The 20,215-nt window shown below is 41.0% G+C and carries 16 protein-coding genes; 5 read left to right on the forward strand and 11 right to left on the reverse strand.

Annotated elements, in window-relative coordinates; translation table 11 throughout:
* The first annotated feature begins 42 nt into the window (after positions 1 to 42).
* The gene (locus ABZP26_RS05325; protein ID WP_008464755.1) at positions 43 to 1,233 is read left to right on the forward strand and encodes an amino acid aminotransferase; all 1,191 of its coding nucleotides are present in this window, start codon (positions 43 to 45) and stop codon (positions 1,231 to 1,233) included.
* Between the two features lie 151 nt (positions 1,234 to 1,384).
* Here the strand turns inward: ABZP26_RS05325 and ABZP26_RS05330 are convergent, their stop codons facing one another.
* The 8 genes from ABZP26_RS05330 to ABZP26_RS05365 are packed head-to-tail and all read right to left on the reverse strand — an operon-like array spanning position 1,385 to position 9,602.
* Complete coding sequence (locus tag ABZP26_RS05330) at positions 1,385 to 2,137, reverse strand: DUF3379 family protein (RefSeq protein ID WP_368485434.1); 753 nt, start codon at positions 2,135 to 2,137, stop codon at positions 1,385 to 1,387.
* Positions 2,137 to 2,694 carry a sigma-70 family RNA polymerase sigma factor gene (locus tag ABZP26_RS05335; protein WP_013464502.1) on the reverse strand — a complete coding sequence of 186 codons (558 nt, stop codon included), beginning with the start codon at positions 2,692 to 2,694 and terminating at the stop codon, positions 2,137 to 2,139. Before ABZP26_RS05335 ends, ABZP26_RS05330 begins: the two co-directional genes overlap by 1 nt.
* Before the next feature lie 54 nt (positions 2,695 to 2,748).
* Positions 2,749 to 4,395 (reverse strand): BatD family protein, encoded by a 1,647-nt coding sequence (locus ABZP26_RS05340; RefSeq protein ID WP_368485435.1) that lies wholly within the window; start codon positions 4,393 to 4,395, stop codon positions 2,749 to 2,751.
* The gene (locus ABZP26_RS05345; RefSeq protein WP_368485436.1) at positions 4,389 to 6,284 is read right to left on the reverse strand and encodes a VWA domain-containing protein; all 1,896 of its coding nucleotides are present in this window, start codon (positions 6,282 to 6,284) and stop codon (positions 4,389 to 4,391) included. The genes ABZP26_RS05340 and ABZP26_RS05345 overlap by 7 nt, the downstream gene beginning before the upstream one ends.
* On the reverse strand, positions 6,284 to 7,267 hold the full coding sequence (locus ABZP26_RS05350; RefSeq protein WP_368485437.1) for a VWA domain-containing protein: 984 nt from the start codon (positions 7,265 to 7,267) through the stop codon (positions 6,284 to 6,286). Before ABZP26_RS05350 ends, ABZP26_RS05345 begins: the two co-directional genes overlap by 1 nt.
* Positions 7,260 to 7,694, reverse strand: a complete 435-nt coding sequence (locus tag ABZP26_RS05355) for a DUF4381 domain-containing protein (protein WP_013464506.1) — start codon at positions 7,692 to 7,694, stop codon at positions 7,260 to 7,262. The genes ABZP26_RS05350 and ABZP26_RS05355 overlap by 8 nt, the downstream gene beginning before the upstream one ends.
* 3 nt (positions 7,695 to 7,697) lie before the next feature.
* Positions 7,698 to 8,642: a DUF58 domain-containing protein gene (locus ABZP26_RS05360; RefSeq protein WP_024602812.1), complete on the reverse strand. Its 945-nt coding sequence runs from the start codon at positions 8,640 to 8,642 to the stop codon at positions 7,698 to 7,700.
* A 3-nt stretch (positions 8,643 to 8,645) separates the two neighbouring features.
* A complete protein-coding gene (locus ABZP26_RS05365) occupies positions 8,646 to 9,602 on the reverse strand; it encodes an AAA family ATPase (RefSeq protein ID WP_368485438.1) in 957 nt (318 codons plus the stop codon).
* Between the two features lie 330 nt (positions 9,603 to 9,932).
* Here ABZP26_RS05365 and fadI point away from each other — a divergent pair, with 330 nt between their 5' ends.
* Complete coding sequence (fadI, locus tag ABZP26_RS05370) at positions 9,933 to 11,243, forward strand: acetyl-CoA C-acyltransferase FadI (protein ID WP_013464510.1); 1,311 nt, start codon at positions 9,933 to 9,935, stop codon at positions 11,241 to 11,243.
* Entirely contained in the window at positions 11,243 to 13,435 is a 2,193-nt protein-coding gene (gene fadJ, locus ABZP26_RS05375) for a fatty acid oxidation complex subunit alpha FadJ (protein ID WP_368485439.1), read from the forward strand. The genes fadI and fadJ overlap by 1 nt, the downstream gene beginning before the upstream one ends.
* 110 nt (positions 13,436 to 13,545) lie before the next feature.
* Here the strand turns inward: fadJ and ABZP26_RS05380 are convergent, their stop codons facing one another.
* Positions 13,546 to 13,932: an MmcQ/YjbR family DNA-binding protein gene (locus ABZP26_RS05380; RefSeq protein ID WP_013464512.1), complete on the reverse strand. Its 387-nt coding sequence runs from the start codon at positions 13,930 to 13,932 to the stop codon at positions 13,546 to 13,548.
* Between the two features lie 193 nt (positions 13,933 to 14,125).
* Here ABZP26_RS05380 and yeiP point away from each other — a divergent pair, with 193 nt between their 5' ends.
* Together yeiP and ABZP26_RS05390 are read left to right on the forward strand one after the other, a co-directional pair.
* The gene (gene yeiP, locus ABZP26_RS05385; protein ID WP_024602810.1) at positions 14,126 to 14,698 is read left to right on the forward strand and encodes an elongation factor P-like protein YeiP; all 573 of its coding nucleotides are present in this window, start codon (positions 14,126 to 14,128) and stop codon (positions 14,696 to 14,698) included.
* A 174-nt stretch (positions 14,699 to 14,872) separates the two neighbouring features.
* On the forward strand, positions 14,873 to 15,067 hold the full coding sequence (locus ABZP26_RS05390) for a hypothetical protein (RefSeq protein WP_138686387.1): 195 nt from the start codon (positions 14,873 to 14,875) through the stop codon (positions 15,065 to 15,067).
* On the opposite strand, the gene ABZP26_RS05395 is transcribed toward ABZP26_RS05390, so the two are convergent.
* Together ABZP26_RS05395 and ABZP26_RS05400 are read right to left on the reverse strand one after the other, a co-directional pair.
* Positions 15,064 to 17,304, reverse strand: a complete 2,241-nt coding sequence (locus ABZP26_RS05395; protein ID WP_033103870.1) for an EAL domain-containing protein — start codon at positions 17,302 to 17,304, stop codon at positions 15,064 to 15,066. The genes ABZP26_RS05390 and ABZP26_RS05395 overlap by 4 nt on opposite strands.
* A gap of 51 nt (positions 17,305 to 17,355) precedes the next feature.
* The gene (locus ABZP26_RS05400) at positions 17,356 to 20,079 is read right to left on the reverse strand and encodes an insulinase family protein (RefSeq protein ID WP_368485440.1); all 2,724 of its coding nucleotides are present in this window, start codon (positions 20,077 to 20,079) and stop codon (positions 17,356 to 17,358) included.
* Positions 20,080 to 20,215: the final 136 nt, after the last annotated feature.

The following is a 20,215-nucleotide window of genomic DNA, read 5'->3' on the forward strand; positions in this document are numbered from 1 at the left end:
CTTAGCGCAACAGCTAACCCCTAAATAACGAAGAGATAGTCAATGTTCTCAGTATTAAAACCATTACCAACAGACCCTATTCTTGGCCTTATGGCGGCCTATAAGCAAGATACTAACCCTAATAAGATTGACTTAGGGGTTGGTGTATATAAAGACGAGCAGGGGAATACCCCGGTATTAAAGTCAGTAAAAAAAGCAGAAGCGTTTCGTTTAGAAAATGAAATGAGCAAATCTTACATTGGTCTTGCTGGTAACTTAGATTACTGTCAACAAATGGAAAATCTTCTTCTTGGTGAGCACCCGGCATTATTAGCTAATCGCGTACGCACAGCACAAGCACCTGGTGGTACAGGCGCACTTCGTGTTGCAGCAGAATTTATTGTACGTTGTAACCCAGGCGCTACTGTATGGGTTACCAACCCAACGTGGGCTAACCACATTAGCTTATTTGAAGCTGCAGGCTTAACTGTTAAAGAATACCCATACTACGACTACGAAAACAAAGATTTATTGTTTGATGAAATGGTTGAAACATTAACACAGGTACCTAAGGGCGATGTTGTGTTATTACATGCATGTTGCCACAACCCAAGTGGTATGGATTTAAACGAAACACAATGGAATACTATTGCTGAACTTGCAAAAGATGTGGGCTTTACGCCATTGATTGATATTGCATACCAAGGTTTTGGTTCTTCTTTAGAAGAAGATGCCAATGGTTTACGTATTTTAGCCAATGCGGTTGAAGAGTTGATCATTTGTTCATCATGTTCTAAAAACTTTGGCTTATACCGTGAGCGTATTGGTGCGTGTTCAATTATTGCAAAAGACAGTGCAACCGCTGATATTTCAAACTCGGTATTATTAAGTGTGGTACGTAGCATTTATTCTATGCCGCCAGCGCACGGTGCAGACATTGTAAACACCATTTTAAGCAGCACAGAGTTAACGCAGTTATGGCACAGTGAACTTGATGAAATGCGTAACCGTATTAATGGTTTACGTAGTTTAATTAAAGACAGCCTTGCAGCCAAAGACATTGCTCAAGACTTCTCATTTATAGACCGCCAACACGGTATGTTCTCTTTCTTAGGTATTAATAAAGAGCAAATCGAGCGTCTACAAAAAGACTACGGTATTTATATTGTGGGCTCTAGCCGTGTAAACGTTGCGGGAATTAGTCAAGCAAACATCGATTACTTTGCTAACGCTGTTGCTGATGTATGTAAGTAACCAATAATAAGTTTTAGCTTATTAGCAATAAAAAAACCGCACACTCGTTGCGGTTTTTTATTGTTTGTAATACCCATCCCCTTATATATATCTGCTTAGATATAAGGGAGTTTAATTCGTTAAATTGTTCAAATATTTATACAAATTGGTATTACAGCCAGCGAATAGCGCCTGCAATACGTTCATTATACATATCAACCGGTGAGCCTAGGCTTGCTATTAGTACAGTATCAGCTTGTTTTCCTCGGCTGATATGGCCTACATAGCGAGAGTCACTAAAGTCACCCGAGCCAATTTCAAAGACTTTGTTATCACTAGGGACAATAAACACGGTCATAGGGCCAAAGTCCGATTCAAACACTAAATGGATGCCTTTCTCGCCTTGAAAATCGCAAAAGTTAACGTAAGTAACTTTCCCAGGTAAATCATTAAGTTGACCGCCAAGTAAAGCCAGCTTTTCATTGACTGTTTGTAAGCTGATAGGTTGAGTTTTATTTAACGCGTTAAGTTCATGATAAACATGCGCCAATGCATGCTCGCCAGCCGCATGATTCAAGTTTTGCTCTGTGCTAAACATAAACGCACTTACCGCAATTACAAATGAAGCAGCGAACGCCAAATATACACGGTCAAACTTAAAGCGTAAGCGTGAATCAATAACGTTGTCTTTTTGTTCAAGCTCATCTTTTCTGGCTTTTTCTTTTAACGAGGTGTTTAAAATAATCCGTTCAGCAAGGTTGTCAGGCACAGGAATATCAAGCGCATCATTGAGTTGCTTATCAAATGCTTTATTTTCATTTAAAAATTGTTGTCTATCGGGACTGCTGTTTGCAAATTCCAGTAGTTCTTTGTCTAGCTCGTTTGGCTGTGCAATCGTGCGGCGACGAAACTCAAGTTCATCCATTATTTTGATGCCCCTTTAAGTTGTTCATCATCACGGCTTAGTGCCTCTTTAAGTTGATTTTTTGCTCGAAATAAACGTGTCATAACCGTATTTTTGTTTAAATCGAGTATGTCTGCAATTTCATCCCCAGAGCAGCCCATAACCACTTGTAATAGTAGCGGCTCTTTGTATTCATCGGCCAACAACGAAATTTGCCGTTGAATAACGGTTTGCTCCATTTCATCATCTAAAGAATGACTGGTTTGATCCACTAGCGTGTCGTTATCTACATCACTGTAATCAAATTGCTTGCGCTCAAAGCGCCTCGCATTTTCGCGTCTTAAAATTGTTAGCAACCATGGCTTAGCTGCTTTTTGATCGAGTAACGAGTCAAGCGATCGCCAAGCACGTAAAAAGGTTTCTTGCACTAAGTCATCTGCAATATTCGGATCGTTACATAACCAGTAAGCGAAGCGATAGAGTTCCTTATGATAAACGTGAACCAGGGCTTCGTAGCGTTGTTGTTTTTCAGCCATATTTAGTAAGACCCGATCATTCGATTTTTTATTTCCAAACATAAGCACTTTTTAGTTAAAATTATTATAGGTCAAAAAAGCAAAATACAATTGAGATCAAGAATACAGCTCTTTTAACGCAGGTGATGAAGGCTTAGCTGTTTGCGATTGATGTGCCTTTAACATGCTAACTATAGCGTCTAAGTTGGCGCTAGCCGTTTGCTTACTGTACAACTGTGCTTGTAAATTGTTTACCTGCGCGGTGAACTCTGAGTTGTTTATCATAGCGCATAAATGGGATAGCGCCCCTACCTTTTTACCTGTAAGGGTTAGCGCATACTGATTGAGCGCATCGTAAAATGCTTTTTCGTCATGGCTTTTAGCTAATACCAGCAGGGCTTTTAAAGATGGTTGTTGATTTGTTTTATTAGTTGTTTGAGCCGCTTGTTGCACTTCTTTAGCTGGGCGTTTAATAAAGTAAAAAATCACCGTCGCAATCCATAAAACATAACCAAGCGCGGCCACAATAATTAGCCACAGTGGTGTGGCAGTTTGCTGTTGCACTGTAACTGCTTGCTCCGTTGACTCTGCCATAGTGTTATTTAGGTTGTTTTCAGCTGGCGGATTAAGCGTTTGCACTGGCGCTGTTGTACTGGGTGTTACTGTAATAGTACGCTCAGGTAAGGTCGCATAACTAATTCGACTTATTTTGGTGTTATACCAAGGCAAGCTAATTTCAGGCAATGTGTAAGTGCCAGGTGTTTGTGGCAATAGCGCAAATGAGGCGCTTTGCTGTGATACCACTCGACCATCACGTACCGCATTATTGGTTTCTTTTTCATCAGGGTAGCTGCGAATACCATTAATAGTAGGCATATCAATTTCGGGTAGTTGCTCTTTAGTCACCCCTAAGGCGGTAAGCATAATAGTGCGTGTTATTGGCGTGCCGGCTTCAACGGTATTATCGTCTGGTTGCCATTGCTCGGTTAGACTTACTAATTCACTGGGTAACCAATCACCTTGATAATTCTCAGGGATGGGTTTGATTTCAATCTGTTGTTCATCGCCAAGTGCCGACACCTCTAGTTGGCGATAGTTTTGTTGAACACGCCCTTGAAAAACCGGTGCTTCAATGGTGTATGCACCACTTTTTTGCGGCTGAATTAAATAATTACGAGTGATCACTAAATAACGTTTACCGTTAACCAGTTCATAATCTTCGCTTTGTTTACCGAGTTGGGTAAGTTGGGCATCTTCCATACTTGGCGCACTTAAGCTGCCATCAAGAAGCTCTTTGGCTAAGTAAAGTTTAATGGTGTAAACGCCAGCCTCTTGTACAAATAAGCTGTTGTTTGAGAGCGAGGTTTTTAAAAATATATCGTTATTTTTATCTGCGTCGCTGCTGCGCTCTTTAACCGATAAACTAATTGGTTGCGAGTTTAGCCCTGCAACACTAAAACTGGGAATGGTGTATTCACCCGCATTGCGGGTCATTAGTTTAACAGACCAAGAGGTTTGTTTTTTTATACTGCCATTAATAATGTTAGTGCGGCTACTTAAGCTCATAGGGCCGACTACAAAATCTTTTAATAATGCTGAGGTGTCGGGTTGTTGCCCTTTTATTGAATCATCAATGCTAATATTAAGCATAAAAAATTCACCCGCTAATACTGGGTTTTTATCAACGCTTGCCTCCAAAGTGGTGGCGGCCATTAATGGCATGGCAGTTAATAGCAATAAACAGCAAAATAATCGCATTACCATGATTTTTCTACTCCTGTTGGACGACGTTGATATTGTCTTTTTTGGGCTTCTAATTGCATTTTGTTTCTTAATAAAATAGCGGGATCGTCGGGCACTTTTCTTAATAACTGATTTAGTTGCTGTGCTTTTTCTTTTTCTTCATTAGTGAGCTCAGCGGCTTGTGCCTGCATGGCTTGTTGCTGTGCCTGCTGTTTTTGCTCATCAGAGGGCGGTTGCTCACTCATTTCATTAGGTTGATTTTGCGGCTCATCTTGCTGCGGTTTATTCTGATCTTTATTTTCATTTTGTTGGCTTTGTGACTGAGCTTGCATATCAGGCTCATTCTGTTTGTCTGATTGCTCACCAGATTGGCCTTGTTCATCTTTTGATTGTTCCGAGGACTGATCTGATTGCTGTTGCTCACTATTTTGGCTGCCCTCTTCACTTTTATCTGCGTTGTTTTTCTCGCCATTTTTTTGCTGATCTTGTTTTGAATTATCTGCATCATCTTGACTTTGCTCATCTTGATTTTGCGAATCATTGCCTTGCTGATTTTCTTGGTCTTGCTGTTGATTCAGTAACTGCTCAACAAGCGCTTGATTCTCAGCGGCTTCACTAAAGTTATCTTGCTTTACTTGCGCTTGTTTATACGCGTCAATGGCAGCCTCTAATTGTCCTGCTTTAGCCAAGGCGTTGCCATAGTTATAATAACCGGTTGCTGACTTATCTTGGCTAAACTCATTTAAGGCAGCATCAAATTGCCCTTGCTGATAAAGTGCAGCCCCTTTGAGATCGCTTGAGCGAGCCTGGGCTGCTTGTTGATACTCTTTGTTGTTGTATGCCTCTAATGCCCGTTGATCCGTATTTTTAAACAGGGTTGGCAGCTCTGCGGCATGCGCATTTTGTTGAGGTAAAAAGCTAAGTAATAGTACTGCGCTAACTAATGCAGAACGTCTAAATAAATACAAAGCTAAAGGCAGTAAAATAAGCAAACCATAAATACCGGCGTCAATTCGCCATAAGGCTAAATTTGGTTTTTCACTTTTTAATACTTCACTGTTTGCTTGCGGTGAAAAAACGGCAATATCGCTATTGCTTGGCTGATAATCGGCAAACTGCCCACCACTATTTTTTGCAAGTCCTTCAAGTAATGATGCATTGAGGGTTGGCACCACAATTTGACCATAATTATCTTTTAAAAACCCGCCTTCAGGTAACTTTATAGGGGCTCCTTGTGCGGTGCCTACGCCGTAAATATTAAGTCGATATTGACTACTGTTGGTAAAACGGCTTACATCGCTTTGCTGTTGTTGCTCAATACCATCGGTGATCAAAATAATATCGCCATCGAGGTAGCCGGCTTGGCTTAGTAGCTCTTGTGCCATATCTAAGCCAGCGAGTACGTTTGAGCCTTTATCTGGCATAATTTCAGGGCTTAAACTAGGAATAAGGTTGGCAAGAGTCTTAGCGTCGTTGGTCAGTGGTGAAATGGTATAGGCAGTGCCTGCGTAAGCCACTAACGCGGTATCGCCTTCTTTGAATAGCTCAACCATATCGAGGGCTTTAAAACGTGATTGCATTAATCGATTGGGAGCAATGTCGGTGCTATACATAGAGTAGGACATATCCATGACAATAACGCGGGCACTTTTACTTTGAAACACGGGTACTTGTTTCTCTTCAAAGCTTGGCCCTGCACTAAATATAATCGCTAAATTGCAAAATAACGCAACCAGCCACAGCGGCTGGCGAGCTTTATTGTTTGATTCACTCATTACAAATGATGCCAAGTGCGGCGCAATAAGTGGCGCTGACTGGGTTTTTTTATGTTTTAGTAAGGCGATAAAAAATAACCCTGAGGCAGGGAGTAACAGCCATAAAATAGCAGGACGAATAAATTCAAAATCCATTAGTTTGGCTCCTTCATTGCGCGCACCGTTTTTATCAATGCCATTGTACTTATGAGTAAAATGGCCAGTAATAACGGATAATAGAACAAGGCTGTTTGTGGGCGAAAGGTTTGCTCATCGGCACTAATTGGTTCAAGCTTATCAAGCTCAGCGTAAATCTGTTGCAGGCCAGCGACATCTTTTGCTCTAAAATACAGACCGCCTGTTTGCTCAGCAATTTTTTTCAATAAACTCTCATCTAGGTTACTGCCCCCAGAGCCCATATTAAATAAACTAAAGCCGCGCGGGTTATCTGAACCGACTCCGATGGTGTACACTTTTATACCTTCTTCACGGGCAAGTAACAGTGCATCTTCTGGGTTTAAATTTCCCGCGGTGTTTTGTCCATCTGTAAGCAACACCACAATACGGTTACTTTCTTTTTTACTGGCAAAGCGTTTTACCGATAAACCTAAAGCGTCACCAATCGCCGTGGCGCGTCCTACTAAACCAATTTGCGCCTCAGAGAGCATTTTACTGACGGTTTTCACATCACGCGTCAATGGGGTTTGTAAAAAAGCGGTATCACCAAACAATATAAGGCCGAGTCTGTCGCCTTGGCGCTGCTCTATAAAGTCACTTAGCACTGCTTTAACCATGGTTAAACGGTCAACATATTGGCCATTGTAAGCCATGTCTTGTTCGGTCATTGACCCTGACAAATCCACAGCGAGCATTATATCGCGGCCTTCGTTGGGTAGCGATATGGGCTCATCTAACCACGTTGGATTTGCTGATGCGGTCACTAATAATAACCATAGCAACCACTCGATAATATTCAATTTACGCGCACTTGGCTCTATGCTTTGATTGCTTAAATTATGTGATGCAAAACTTGGAATGCGCAGACGCGTGTTGGCATCATTGGCGGCGGGTTTTAATAGTAACAATACTAAAGGCAGCGGCAGTAATAAAAACAGCCATGGCCAGCTAAATTCAAACATGCAGCGGCTCCTTTAGTTTAAATTGTTTAATGGCTTGGCGAAATTTATCACTGAGGGCTGCCTGTGTTTGATTAGCGTTATATAGGCTTAAAATTTCTTCTTCTGTAAAGCCAATAGCTGAAAGTTGGTTTAATGTGTTGCACCAATGCGTTGTTGATTGCGCGGCCAAACGCGGATCGTAATAGGTGATCACTAAACGCTTTAAAATGACATGTAATTGCTGCGCTGACTGTTGTTGATTAGCTAATGCAATGGCATCACGTTTTGGCTTTTTAAAGCGATAATTTTTATAAATTATGACAATTAAGCTACACAATAAACACACAGCAATTGCAATAACAACCCACCAAGCAGGAGCGAGTGGCCACCAGTCGACTTGGGTGGGAGCAATAATATCGTGTAGACCATCAAGTGGAGAGGTTTGCATGATTTATTTTCTCACTAATTGCAGTTCCAGCGCAGTGGCTGCATCAAATGATAATAGGGTGAGTCCAGACTTTGTTAAGCGATTAATGCGCGCGCTAAATGCGTGCTCGGCATTTTTGGCAAATCGTTGTCTAAAGCTCTTGTCCATTAAGGGCAGGGCAAATTGCTGATTATTAGCACTGACGGTTACCGTTTGTTTAAAAGCAGGTAATTGATGTTCAAAGGGGTCGCTAATATGACACCCAATCAGTTCGCAATGACGCGCTAAAAGTTCAAGTTGCTTAAAGCTGGCGTCATCCAAGGCGTTAAAATCAGACACGATATAAACCAAACTACCGGGCTTAGCTAAGTGATTTAAACGTTTGAGGTTATCGCTAAAATTATTCGCGGCCGGCTTATCAATGTTTTCAAGAGCCAGCTGATGCGCATCGCATAAATTATGGCATAGTTTTAATACCGCTTTTTCACGAGCGCTGGGTTTTAGCTCTAAATGCGAGTGCTGATTAAACACAATACCGCCAATTCTGTCGCCACGCTGACACGCTGACCACGCAACTAAGGCGCTAATATGTGCTGCTTGCACCGATTTTAACAGTAATTGCGAGCCAAATAGCATTGAGTTTGAAAAGTCAGTAAACACAAATACCGGGCGCTCTTTTTCCTCTTGAAAAAGTTTAGTGTGGGTTTCGCCTGTGCGCGCGGTAACGCGCCAATCAATAGAGCGTATATCGTCACCGTTTTGATAATGACGCACTTCGGCAAATTCCATACCCCGGCCTTTGTGGGGCGCAAGGTATTGCCCCGCCAAGGTGTTTTTTATTCTAACTTTAGGTGCCAGCTCAAGCAGTTGCGCTTTTGCTTTATAATACATCAGCTCTTTAAGCGATAAATTAACACCATGGCTATGGCTTAATTTAAGCCATGCCTGAGAATCAACGTGTGTTTGCATAACTTAAGGTACTGCGACTAGTTCAACAATACGGCTAATAACCTGATCTTTTGTAATACCATCGGCTTGTGCTTCGTAACTTAGAATAATGCGATGGCGCAATACATTATGTACCACAGCTTGTATATCGTCAGGTGATACAAAATCACGACCACTTAACCACGCATGAGCGCGGGCACATTTATCCAAAGCAATCGTGGCACGTGGGCTGGCTCCGTATTCTATCCAACGACCAAGTTGTTCATCTAAGTTTGCACCTTCTCGAGTGGCTATGATCAGTTGCACTAAGTACTGCTCTAATGGCTCGGCCAAATACAGACCTAAAATTGCTTTTCGCGCAGCAAATAAATCGGTTTGTGAAATTTGCTCAAGCACTGGGGCCTCATCATTAAGTGCTTCACCACGGGTTAAACGTAAAATATCAAGCTCATGCTCAGCACCTGGGTAATTAATACTTAGGTGCATTAAAAAACGGTCTAATTGCGCTTCTGGTAGCGGGTAAGTACCCTCTTGCTCAAGCGGATTTTGTGTTGCCATCACTAAAAACAGGTCACTGAGTGGATAGGTGTTTTTGCCCACCGTGACTTGGCGCTCGGCCATCGCTTCTAATAATGCCGATTGAACTTTTGCCGGTGCTCGGTTTATTTCGTCCGCTAAAATGAGGTTATGAAATAAAGGGCCTTTTTCAAATACAAACTCACTGGTTTGTTGGCGATAAATATCGGTGCCGGTCACATCGGCTGGTAATAAATCTGGGGTAAACTGAACACGCTGAAACGAGCCTTCAATACCTTTTGCTAAGGCATTAACAGCGCGTGTTTTTGCAAGCCCCGGTGGGCCTTCAACTAATAAATGACCATCGGCTAAAATAGCAATTAATAGTGCTTGAGTGAGCGCAGGCTGGCCAATAATTTGGGTGTCTAAATACGTTTTTAATTGTGAAAATGCGTTAGCTGCCATAATAAGTGGACTGTCCTCGTCAGCTTAAATAATACCTAAATTGGTTAGGTAACAAATACTGAGCTAGTTATAAGGTTTATAAGTGGATAACTCAAGAGTTAGACTGATTTTTTAAAAATAGTTCGTTATTTTTTAACGATTTTTTAGCCTAACATAAAACTTTGTAAAACCAGCTAAAAAAGCCTATTGTATTACCCTCATACAATGTATGTAGTGATTTACAATGGCGCTTTTGTATTAATTTACCTTTATCTATTGGCTTTATCACACGGGTTGTTTAGAATCGGAGAAAACATACAGGTCTGACCTGTCAGCGGGAGAGAATAATAAATGTCTGAGCAAAACATACTTAAAACACCAAAAGGCGACCGTATTGCCATCGTAAGCGGCTTACGTACTCCTTTTGCTAAGCAAGCGACTGCGTTCCATCATGTACCAGCGTTGGATATGGGTAAGTTAGTAGTTAATGAAATGCTTGAGCGATTAAATTTCGACAAGTCAGAAATCGATCAATTGGTTTTTGGGCAAGTAGTACAAATGCCAGAAGCGCCAAATATTGCGCGTGAAATTGTATTGGGTACTGGGATGCCAGTATCGGTTGATGCGTACTCTGTATCGCGTGCTTGTGCGACGAGTTTTCAAGCGATAGCAAACGTTGCCGAATCAATTATGGCAGGCTCTGTAAGCGTAGGCATTGCCGGTGGTGCCGATTCATCATCTGTATTGCCAATTGGTGTAAGTAAAAAATTAGCGGGTAGCTTAGTTGATTTAAACAAAGCACGTACGCTTGGTCAGCGTTTAAAAATATTCTCAAAACTACGTTTAAAAGATTTATTGCCAGTGCCGCCAGCGGTTGCTGAGTACTCAACGGGTTTATCAATGGGACAAACAGCCGAGCAAATGGCTAAAACCCATAACATTAGCCGTGAAGATCAAGATGCCTTAGCGCATCGTTCTCACTCATTGGCAACTCAAGCCTGGGCTGATGGCAAGCTTAAAGATGAAGTAATGACGGCTCATTTACCGCCTTATAAAAGCTTTATTGAAGAAGATAACAATATTCGTAAAAACTCAACGGTTGAAGGTTATGCCAAGCTTAAGCCGGTATTTGACCGTCAACACGGCTCAGTCACTGCAGCCAATGCAACCCCATTAACCGATGGCGCAGCCGCAGTGTTAATGATGAGCGAAAGCAAAGCAAAAGCATTGGGTTACGAAATTTTAGGCTACGTACGCAGTTTTGCGTTCTCAGCCATTGGCGTAGAAAAAGACATGCTAATGGGGCCGGCTCACTCAACGCCTATCGCACTTGATAGAGCAGGTATTACGTTAGCTGATTTAGACCTTATTGAAATGCACGAAGCGTTTGCATCGCAAACCTTAGCGAATATGAAAATGTTTGCTTCAGATAAATTTGCACAAGAGCACTTAGGGCGTAATAAAGCCATAGGTGAAATTAACATGGATAAGTTTAACGTGAACGGCGGCTCGCTTGCATATGGTCATCCATTTGCGGCAACCGGCGCGCGTTTAATTACACAAAGTTTATACGAGCTTAAGCGTCGTGGCGGTGGTTTAGCGTTAACGACTGCCTGTGCTGCGGGTGGTTTAGGTGCAGCCTTTGTATTGGAGAGTGCGTAATGACAGATTCAGTATTTAATTTAACGGTTGATGATAACAAAATAGCCGTAGTGACCATTGATGTGCCGGGTGAGAAAATGAATACCCTGCGAGATAGCTTTGCTGATGATTTAAAAGCATTATTAGCACAAGCTAAAGAGCACGCAGTTAAAGGTATGGTATTTATTAGTGGTAAAAGCGATAACTTTATTGCTGGTGCCGATGTTAAAATGCTAGACAGCGTGCAAAAGCGTGAAGATGCATTAGCTATTAGCGAATTATGCCATCAAGCATTTTTTGATATGAAAAAGCTTCCGTACACCACAGTTAGTGCTATACATGGCGCAGCGCTTGGTGGCGGTTTAGAATTTGCTTTAGCCTGTGATTACCGCGTAGGTACAGATAGCGATTTAACTAAAATTGGTTTACCAGAAGTACAACTAGGTTTATTACCTGGCGGTGGTGGTACACAGCGCTTAACTAAAATCGTGGGCATTCAAAAAGCCCTTGAGTGGATGCTAACCGGAAAACAAATTCGTCCTAAACAAGCTAAAAAAGCCGGTGTATTGGATGATTGTGTACCACAAAGCGTACTGCTAAAAGTGGCCAAAGAGTTTGCGGCAAAGAAAAAGCCACAAGCTAAAGAGCCTAAACTTGATAAGATCAGTCAGCTATTAGAGTCAAACCCATTTGGTCGTAACTTTATCTTTAAAAAAGCTAAAGAAAACGTTCTTAAAAAAACCGGTGGTCATTACCCTGCGCCGCTTGCAATTATTAAAGCGGTACGTGCAAGCGTAGAGCTTGATGAAATGAAAGCATATAAAACCGAAGCAGAAGGTTTTGCCACATTGGTAATGAGTGATGAGTCTAAAGCGCTGCGCGGTATTTTCTTTGCAACCACTGAAATGAAAAAAGAATGGCGCAATGATGATGCTCCCGCGATTAGTAAAACTGCCGTGTTAGGTGGTGGCTTAATGGGCGCAGGTATTGCCCATGTGAGTGCGGTCAAAGCTAAATTGCCGGTGCGAATTAAAGATGTGGCAGAGCAGGGCATAAGTAATGCCATGAACTACACATACAAAATTTTAGATAAGCGTCTTAAACGCCGTATTATGTCTAAAGCCGATATGCAGTTAACGATGAACCGTATTACCGGCACTACCGATTACAGCGGTTTTAAACACATAGATTTAGTGATAGAAGCCGTATTTGAAGATTTAGAGCTTAAGCAAGGTATGGTTGCTGATGTAGAGCAGCATTGCCAAGCGAATACTATTTTCGCAAGTAATACTTCGTCATTACCTATTTCGCAAATTGCAGCTAAAGCAGCGCGTCCTGAAAATGTAATTGGTTTACATTATTTCTCACCAGTAGAGAAAATGCCACTGGTAGAAATTATTCCTCACGAAGGCACCTCAAAAGAAACGATTGCTCGTGTAGTTAACTTTGCGCGTAAGCAAGGTAAAACGCCAATTGTGGTAAAAGATATGGCTGGTTTTTATGTTAACCGTATTTTAGCGCCATACCTGAATGAGGCGGCAAACTTAATGCTTGCCGGTGAGCCAATTGAAAAAATTGACGCAGCCTTAGTTGAGTTTGGTTTTCCAGTAGGGCCGTTGGCACTGCTTGATGAAGTCGGTATTGATATTGGTTCTAAAATCGCGCCAATTCTTGAAAAAGAACTCGGTGAGCGTTTTAAAGGCCCAGATGCTTTCTCGCGCATGATTGATTCAAAACGCTTAGGCCGTAAAACGGGTCGTGGTTTTTATGAATACGACAAGAAAGGCAAAAAGGTTGATGAGTCAGTCTATGAGCTACTAGGTGTAACCCCAGCTCCACGTTTAAATAAAAACGAAATTGCTAAGCGTTGTATCTCACAAATGCTTAATGAGGCCGTTCGCTGTTTAGATGACGGTATTATTGCCAGCCCGCGTGATGGTGATATTGGTGCTATTTTTGGTATTGGTTTCCCACCGTTCTTAGGTGGCCCGTTTAGCTATATGGATAAATTAGGCGCAGGTAAAATAAGCTCTGATATGTCTACTCTGGCTAACAGCAACGCTATTTTTACACCTTGTGATACTTTACTTACAATGGCTGACAAGGGCGATAAGTTTTACACAACAGCCGCTAATAAAGCTGAAGTGGAGTTAGCGCAAGGTGATGATAAATCAACTGACACTCCAAATGAGACGACTGAACAGAAAGATTAATGTTTTAAGTTAACGTAAAAAAGCCGCAAATTATGCGGCTTTTTTGTGTTCGATAATCAACAATAATACTTAATCAATCGAATTGGTAAAAGTTGCGTCTGGACGCTTATTTACAGTAACGCTTCAATGGCCTTTTTATCTTTATCAGGCATGTTGTCGACCACCAAATTAAACGAGTTATCAATCATACGCTCAATTTCACCCTGTGGTACTGAGCCATCTAAAATCACGGTATTCCAAAGACGTTTATTCATATGATAACCAGGAATAACGGCAGGGAAAATATCTCGTAATGATTGCGCCTCATCAGGATCGCACTTTAAGTTTAGCCACCAAATAGGCTCGCCATTTTCGTCGGTTTCACCCTCATTGCTAAGTGCAAGAGTGGCAAACATTTTATGATTTACTTTATACACATCAACATCTTTAGCAAAAGGCTGGGTTAGTTTAACTAACGGCTTGTTCATTAAATAGGTATGTACAGTTTGTTGGTTCATGAGCCATTCCTTGAGGTCATAATCGATAACTTAACCATAGCAGCTTTTTGCCACTAGATAACACGAGTTTAAGTCTAAATTACAGATTTATGAGTCAGTACGAAGTAAGAAGCTAATCATATCACTTTATTGTTGAACAAAATCAGTTTCGTGGTATGTTTCTCGCAATCAAAAAAACAATAGGAATTCACCCATGCCAAAGGCAAGTGATGTTAAAAAAGGGACGGCTATTGACTTTAATGGCCGTGTATTAGTAGTAAAAGATATCGTACGTTCTGTACCACAAGGTCGTGCCGGTGGTAGTTTATACCGTATGCGTTTATACGATGTGGTCACGGGTAGCAAAGTTGACGAAACATTTAAAGACAGCGACATGCTTAACCTTGCGGATTTAACCCGTCGTGAAGCGATGCTGTCGTACATTGATGGCGATGAGTATGTCTTTATGGATAATGAAGACTACACGCCTTACAACTTGGCTAAAGACGCGATAGCTGAAGAGATTCAGTTTGTTAACGAAGAGACCCAAGGCGTGCATGTTATTGTGATTGATGGTGCGCCAGTTGGGCTTGATCTTCCTTCAAGTGTTGAGCTTGTAGTTGAGGAAACCGACCCTTCAATTAAAGGTGCTTCAGCCAGCGCGCGTTCAAAGCCTGCTCGTTTATCAACCGGCTTAACTATTCAAGTGCCAGAGCATATTTCTACGGGCGATCGCATCCGTATTAATACTGCAGAGCATAAGTTTATGGGCCGTGCTGACAAGTAAGCCGCTATAAATCTATGATGATTAGCCGAGTATTTAAGTTGCTCGGCTTTTTTGTGTCTGATTTGCCCCTCAAATTGATTCAGCATTATTGCTGAATAGCAGCATGCGTTGCTTCAAATTTAGCCAATTTAACGCTATTATACGCGCCTTATTTTTGAGCTGGTTGAGGTGGTGGTGTTATTTATTTTGCTTAGCGGTGTATTTATAGCGCTTATGTATTTAGAAACCATTAAAAAGGGCATGCCTGTTAAACGCTGGTTATTTTTAGGTGGCGTGTTTGGTCCTGTTGCTTGGTGCTTGTTTAATATACATTATCGACGTGCATTGATACGCAATATAGGTGTAAATGCGTGTCTATGGCGTGCTTAACTGGTCGCTCTAATTAAACTGAGTTTTGATTGGCTTTGTTGTTGTTTTAAAAACGCAGTAAATTCATCTTTTGAGAGTGGTTTAGAGTAGTAATAACCCTGCAGTGTTTCACAGTTTAGCTCTTCAAGTATGCTTATTTGTGACGCTTGCTCCACCCCTTCGGCAACTACATGCAAATCAAGGTTATGCGCAATAGTGACGATAGAGTCCACCATATTGCGGCCACGTTCAGTCTTCATATCATCGATAAAGGCTTTATCTACCTTAAGCGTATTGAGTGGAAACTGCTTTAAATACGCAAGTGATGAATAGCCGGTACCAAAGTCATCCATTGCTAAGTGAATTCCGCGGGCACTTAAAGAGCGCATAATCGCAATGGCTTCTTGTGGATCGTCCATTACGGTGCCTTCAGTTATCTCAAGCTCTAAAAAGTACGAAGGCAGTTCATTTTTTTGTAAAATCACATCTATGCGCGAGGTTAGATCGGGTAGGCTAAATTGTTTTGCTGATAAGTTAACAGCAACACGGGCATTAAATAAACCTGCATCTAACCACTGTTTTACATCGCGACAAGCTTTGTTTAAAACTACTTCACCAATTTCAATAATTTGCCCTGTTTCTTCGGCAATTGGAATAAATACCCCTGGGCTAATAACCCCCTTTTTCGGGGTAATAAAACGTACCAACGCTTCCATTCCAGCAAGCTTACCAGTACGAATATTCATTTTAGGCTGGTAATACACCTCAAAATGATCTTCTTTTAAGCCAAAGCGCATTAGGTTTTCTATTTGCAGTCGTTTTACTGCTTGGCGGTTCATGGTGTCATTAAAGAACAGGTAGCTATTGCCTTTCTTTTTAGCATGATACATCGCAGTATCGGCGTTCTTTAATAGTATTTCGGGGGTGTTACCATCTTCGGGGAACAACACTATACCAACGCTTGAGGTGATAGCAAGTTCATGGCCTGCCATTTTAAATGGTGTAGCTATGGCCGCCAAAAACTGTTTAGCCATGCGAGTGATAGTGAGAATATCGTTGGTGTTTGACATAACTAGCGCAAATTCATCGCCGCCAAGGCGGTAAAATACGTCATTTTCACGGGTGAGCTTATTTAAACGCATAGCAAGCTTTGCCAGTAAACTATCACCTAATTGATGGCCTAATGAGTCGTTTATCTTTTTAAAGTTATCTAAATCAAATACGAGTAATGCATGATGAGAATGCTGCTTTGCAAGTTTTTGTAAGTCAGAAAAAAACAAATTACGGTTAGGTAAGCTGGTGGTGCGATCTCGATTTGATAAATTATTCAGTTCAGATTCGGTTTTTTTACGTTCGGTTAAATCTGAATACACCACCACATAATTGGTTATTTGATTTTGTGCGTTTTTAATTTCATCTATTGAAATTTCAAATGGCAGCAGAGCATGATCGCTATTGCGAAGCTTTACTTCTTCTTGAATATGTTCGTGCTTTCTAACGGTATTTTTTATGGATTCTATATAGCTTTTGTCGTAACCGGCTAAATGAAACTCTTTCTTTAGGTATTGCTCGCGTACGCCGCCAAACAAAGTTAAAAAGCTGGGATTAATATCCACAAGCCTAAAGTCTTTATCATAAATGGCCAGCGCATCAGTGAGTGACTCAACACATTTTGCAAATAAGTTAAGTCGATCTTCCGTTGATTTTAACTGCGAGATATCTCTGACTGTGCCAGTCATTCGCAGTGGGCTTAGGTTAGCGTCTTTTTCAATGATTTTTCCGCGGTCGAGCACCCAGTGCCATTTACCAAAGCTGTCTTTAATACGATAAGTTGCTTCAAAAAAAGTACTTTCTTCGGCAAAGTGTTTTTTTAGTAGGTAATCAACATGGGTTAAATCGCGGGGGTGGATCAAGCTTTTATTCGGTGGAAATTCTACTAGGTTATTACTATTCATCACGTATTTGTCATTGATACGAATAACTTTACCGGTTTTGATATTCCAATCCCATAGAGTATCACCACTGCCTTCTACGGTACTTTTTAATCGTTTTTCAGAAAGCTGTAATTGAGAGTGTGAACGCTTGAGTGAGTGAACAATCGTTAACAAATAAACCACAACTAACGACATTATTGCGCACACGCTCACGACCAACGCATTTAAATTCAAGTTAAACGATGACTCGAATGCACTCGCTGAGTAGGCTGTGGCCAAAGAGGCCAACAATAGAATGTATTTTATTATTTTTATTTTTTTCATTGTCTTACTTCTTATTAACAAAAGACAATCTAAATCAAGCGCGAGCAAGAGTCAAAGAGAATGCGAATAAAGTGGTAGTTTCTCAGACAAATTCACAGATTTGGCACTTAAAAGCTCATATCTTGGGCGATCTGCATTAAAAATTTCAGCGGCGTAGGCTTTTAAATGTTCAAGCGTTAATGCGTTTAAAGAATCCAGCAGGCGTTGCTGCATATTAAACCGATGATCGCCATTACCTATAGCAAGCCATAAACGTTGTGAACGTAAACGCAAATTTTTGTCTTTTTCAGCAATATGGGTTGTTAATCCATGTTTTTGTTGCAGCCAGTCTTGTTCTGTTAGTTCATTAATTGTTGCTAAATACTGGATAATAAATAAATTATGCCTGTGCAGTAACGTGGTGGGCTCAAATTTTGGTGATTGTATATAAAAGGCAATACCAGCACGGGTATTAAAAGGAGCGTATCCTGCCCCTACTAAATAACCGAGTTGTTGCGTGGTTCTGAGTTCATTAAAGTAATCTTGATTAATTAAATGATTTAGCGCCATCATTTTCACTTTTTCATTAACGTCATCGCTTTGTGCTTGGTAGTAAATCACCATGGCATTATCGCTGCAGGCAAGTTCAAGCTCGTAGCGGGTCACTTTAGTGATTTCATAAAGTGGGCGCTTTAAATCGTCGATAACGGCTGATTTTTTAAGGTGCTGGGCGACCTTCTTTTGAAACTCAAGCGCATCATTTTGCTGCCAATTACCATGTAAAAAAGACTCAACATGAAGGGCATTAAAAAACGCTTGTCTAAATTCATTAAACTGATGGAAACAGGTGTCTTTGAGTGCATTTGCTAACTCGTCAGGCTGAGGATTCCACGGCATTATTTTAGCGCCTAAAATACTAAATAGCTCACTAACGGGTTTGTTTTGATTGCTATTACGCCAGTGTCTAACTAATTGCTTTTTATATTCTGCAAAGCGTTTGGCACAAATTTTTACGTTAAATAGTGCATCAATCAGCTGATCGACTAATTCGAGTTGGCTTGAAGAAAGCCCCGCAGTGTGAAGCGTTAAGCCACCTTGATGAGAGGTTAAGTGATAACTTAAGCCCGCAAGTTCCGCTGGGTAAAACTGTTCGCCAACACTGTCCATGAATAAATCTGAAAATAACCGCGTCAGTGCCATATGTTTCACATCTTTTACTGCAAAGTCAGAGTCCATGGCTAAATAAAAATGCCCTTTGGCGACTCTAAAGGTGGCGTCTTGTTTAAACCAAAAGTCAAAGCCGGCTTCTTTTACCAGTAATGTTGGATGTCGTTGCTGTGATTCAACCGGATATAAAATGACATCTTTAGCTAAATAAGGATTAGCCGTGGGCAATAGCATTTCACTTTGTGGCTGGCTAATCTGTGCAAGTGCTTCGAGCCAATGTAGCGACAATTTTTCAATTTTATAGGGGGTGTTATACCAAGCAGCTGTGTGTTCAGGCTCTACATCAGGATGAATAAGCACTAAACGCATGTTGTGCGGAGTTAACCACTGCATAGCCATTTCATGCGTGCTGGCTTTAAAGCCCTCCATTAAATAGTCACCCTGTAAGTAATTAACTTCATCGTAATGTTGCATGTTAATACTTAAATTACTGACCCAATCAATTAGGCGAGACTTTTCTTGGTTATCAAATGCGATTTGTAATAGTTTTTGCTTATCTTGATATAGGCGAGGTAATTTGCTGGTGTTGTTATTAATTAAACAAATGTATTCAAACACCATTTCAATAATATCTTCGTAGTATTCAATGCCTTCATCGGTCAGCGCCATACTAATATTAAAGTCTTTGAAATTACTGCCATTAATTCCGCCACCTGCAGAGAGGGCATTGATCCAACCTTGCTCTTTAAGCACAGAATACAACGAGCCTTGCCCCTCATAACCTAGTAAGTGCGCAATAAAGCTGACCGTTTTATGACGATAAAAATCGTCAATGTTTGGCATGGCAAAGCTAATAATCAGCTTTTGTACATGCTTGTGTGGCTCAATATGAAGCAACTTACCCAAGTCTTGGCTGCGATAAAGCGGCGCTTCTATAGGTGGCTTTAATTGGTGTTTATCTCCCTTTATCTGGTAGAAATACTGGGTTGCCCATGCCTCAAGTGTATCTAATGACTCATTGGCACAAATCACTAACGTCATCCACTGAGCTTGGTAATGCTGATTAAAAAAGTCACGTAATTCATCACTAATACAGCGTTGTCTATCGGCTAACGTTTGTAAGTTGCCTACGGAAAATTTAGCAAAAGGATGTTCTGGGTTAACCGTTTCTTTATGCACTTGATAAATTCGACGGCCATCGTCTTTAATTTTTAATTTAAACTCAGCCTCAATAGCATTACGTTCTTTTTCTGTTTCAGCGGGGTTTAGTGTAGGCGCTATAAAAAACCGGCTAAATTGCGCTAATGCTGTTTCAATATGATGGTTATTAATATCAAAGAAATAGCAGGTATGCTCTGTGCCAGTCCACGCGTTGGTATTGCCACCAGACTGCGAGACAAAATTATTAAAACTTCCTGATTCAGGATAAAGGTCAGTGCCTAAAAACAACATATGCTCTAAAAAGTGCGCTAGGCCTTGTCTATCAAGTGGATCATCAAAGTGACCAGCGTTAACAGCCATGGATGCGGCAGCTTTTGCTGAGTCTTGATCGTGCACTAAAAGTACTTTTAGACCATTGTCCAGTGTTAGTGTGCGGTAAGCTCTGTTATCATTGGTGCTGATTTTCAAATGATGCTCCTGAAACTAAACGTATAATTGTTAACAACAGATGATAACTTCAGGAATGCAATGCTATTTACCTGAACATCATGAAAGAACTATTTTAAGAAAATAAATAGGTTTGAGTTATTAATATAGCGGAAAT

This window comes from Pseudoalteromonas sp. SD03, assembly GCF_040937955.1.
In the GTDB taxonomy this organism is placed as follows: domain Bacteria; phylum Pseudomonadota; class Gammaproteobacteria; order Enterobacterales; family Alteromonadaceae; genus Pseudoalteromonas; species Pseudoalteromonas tetraodonis.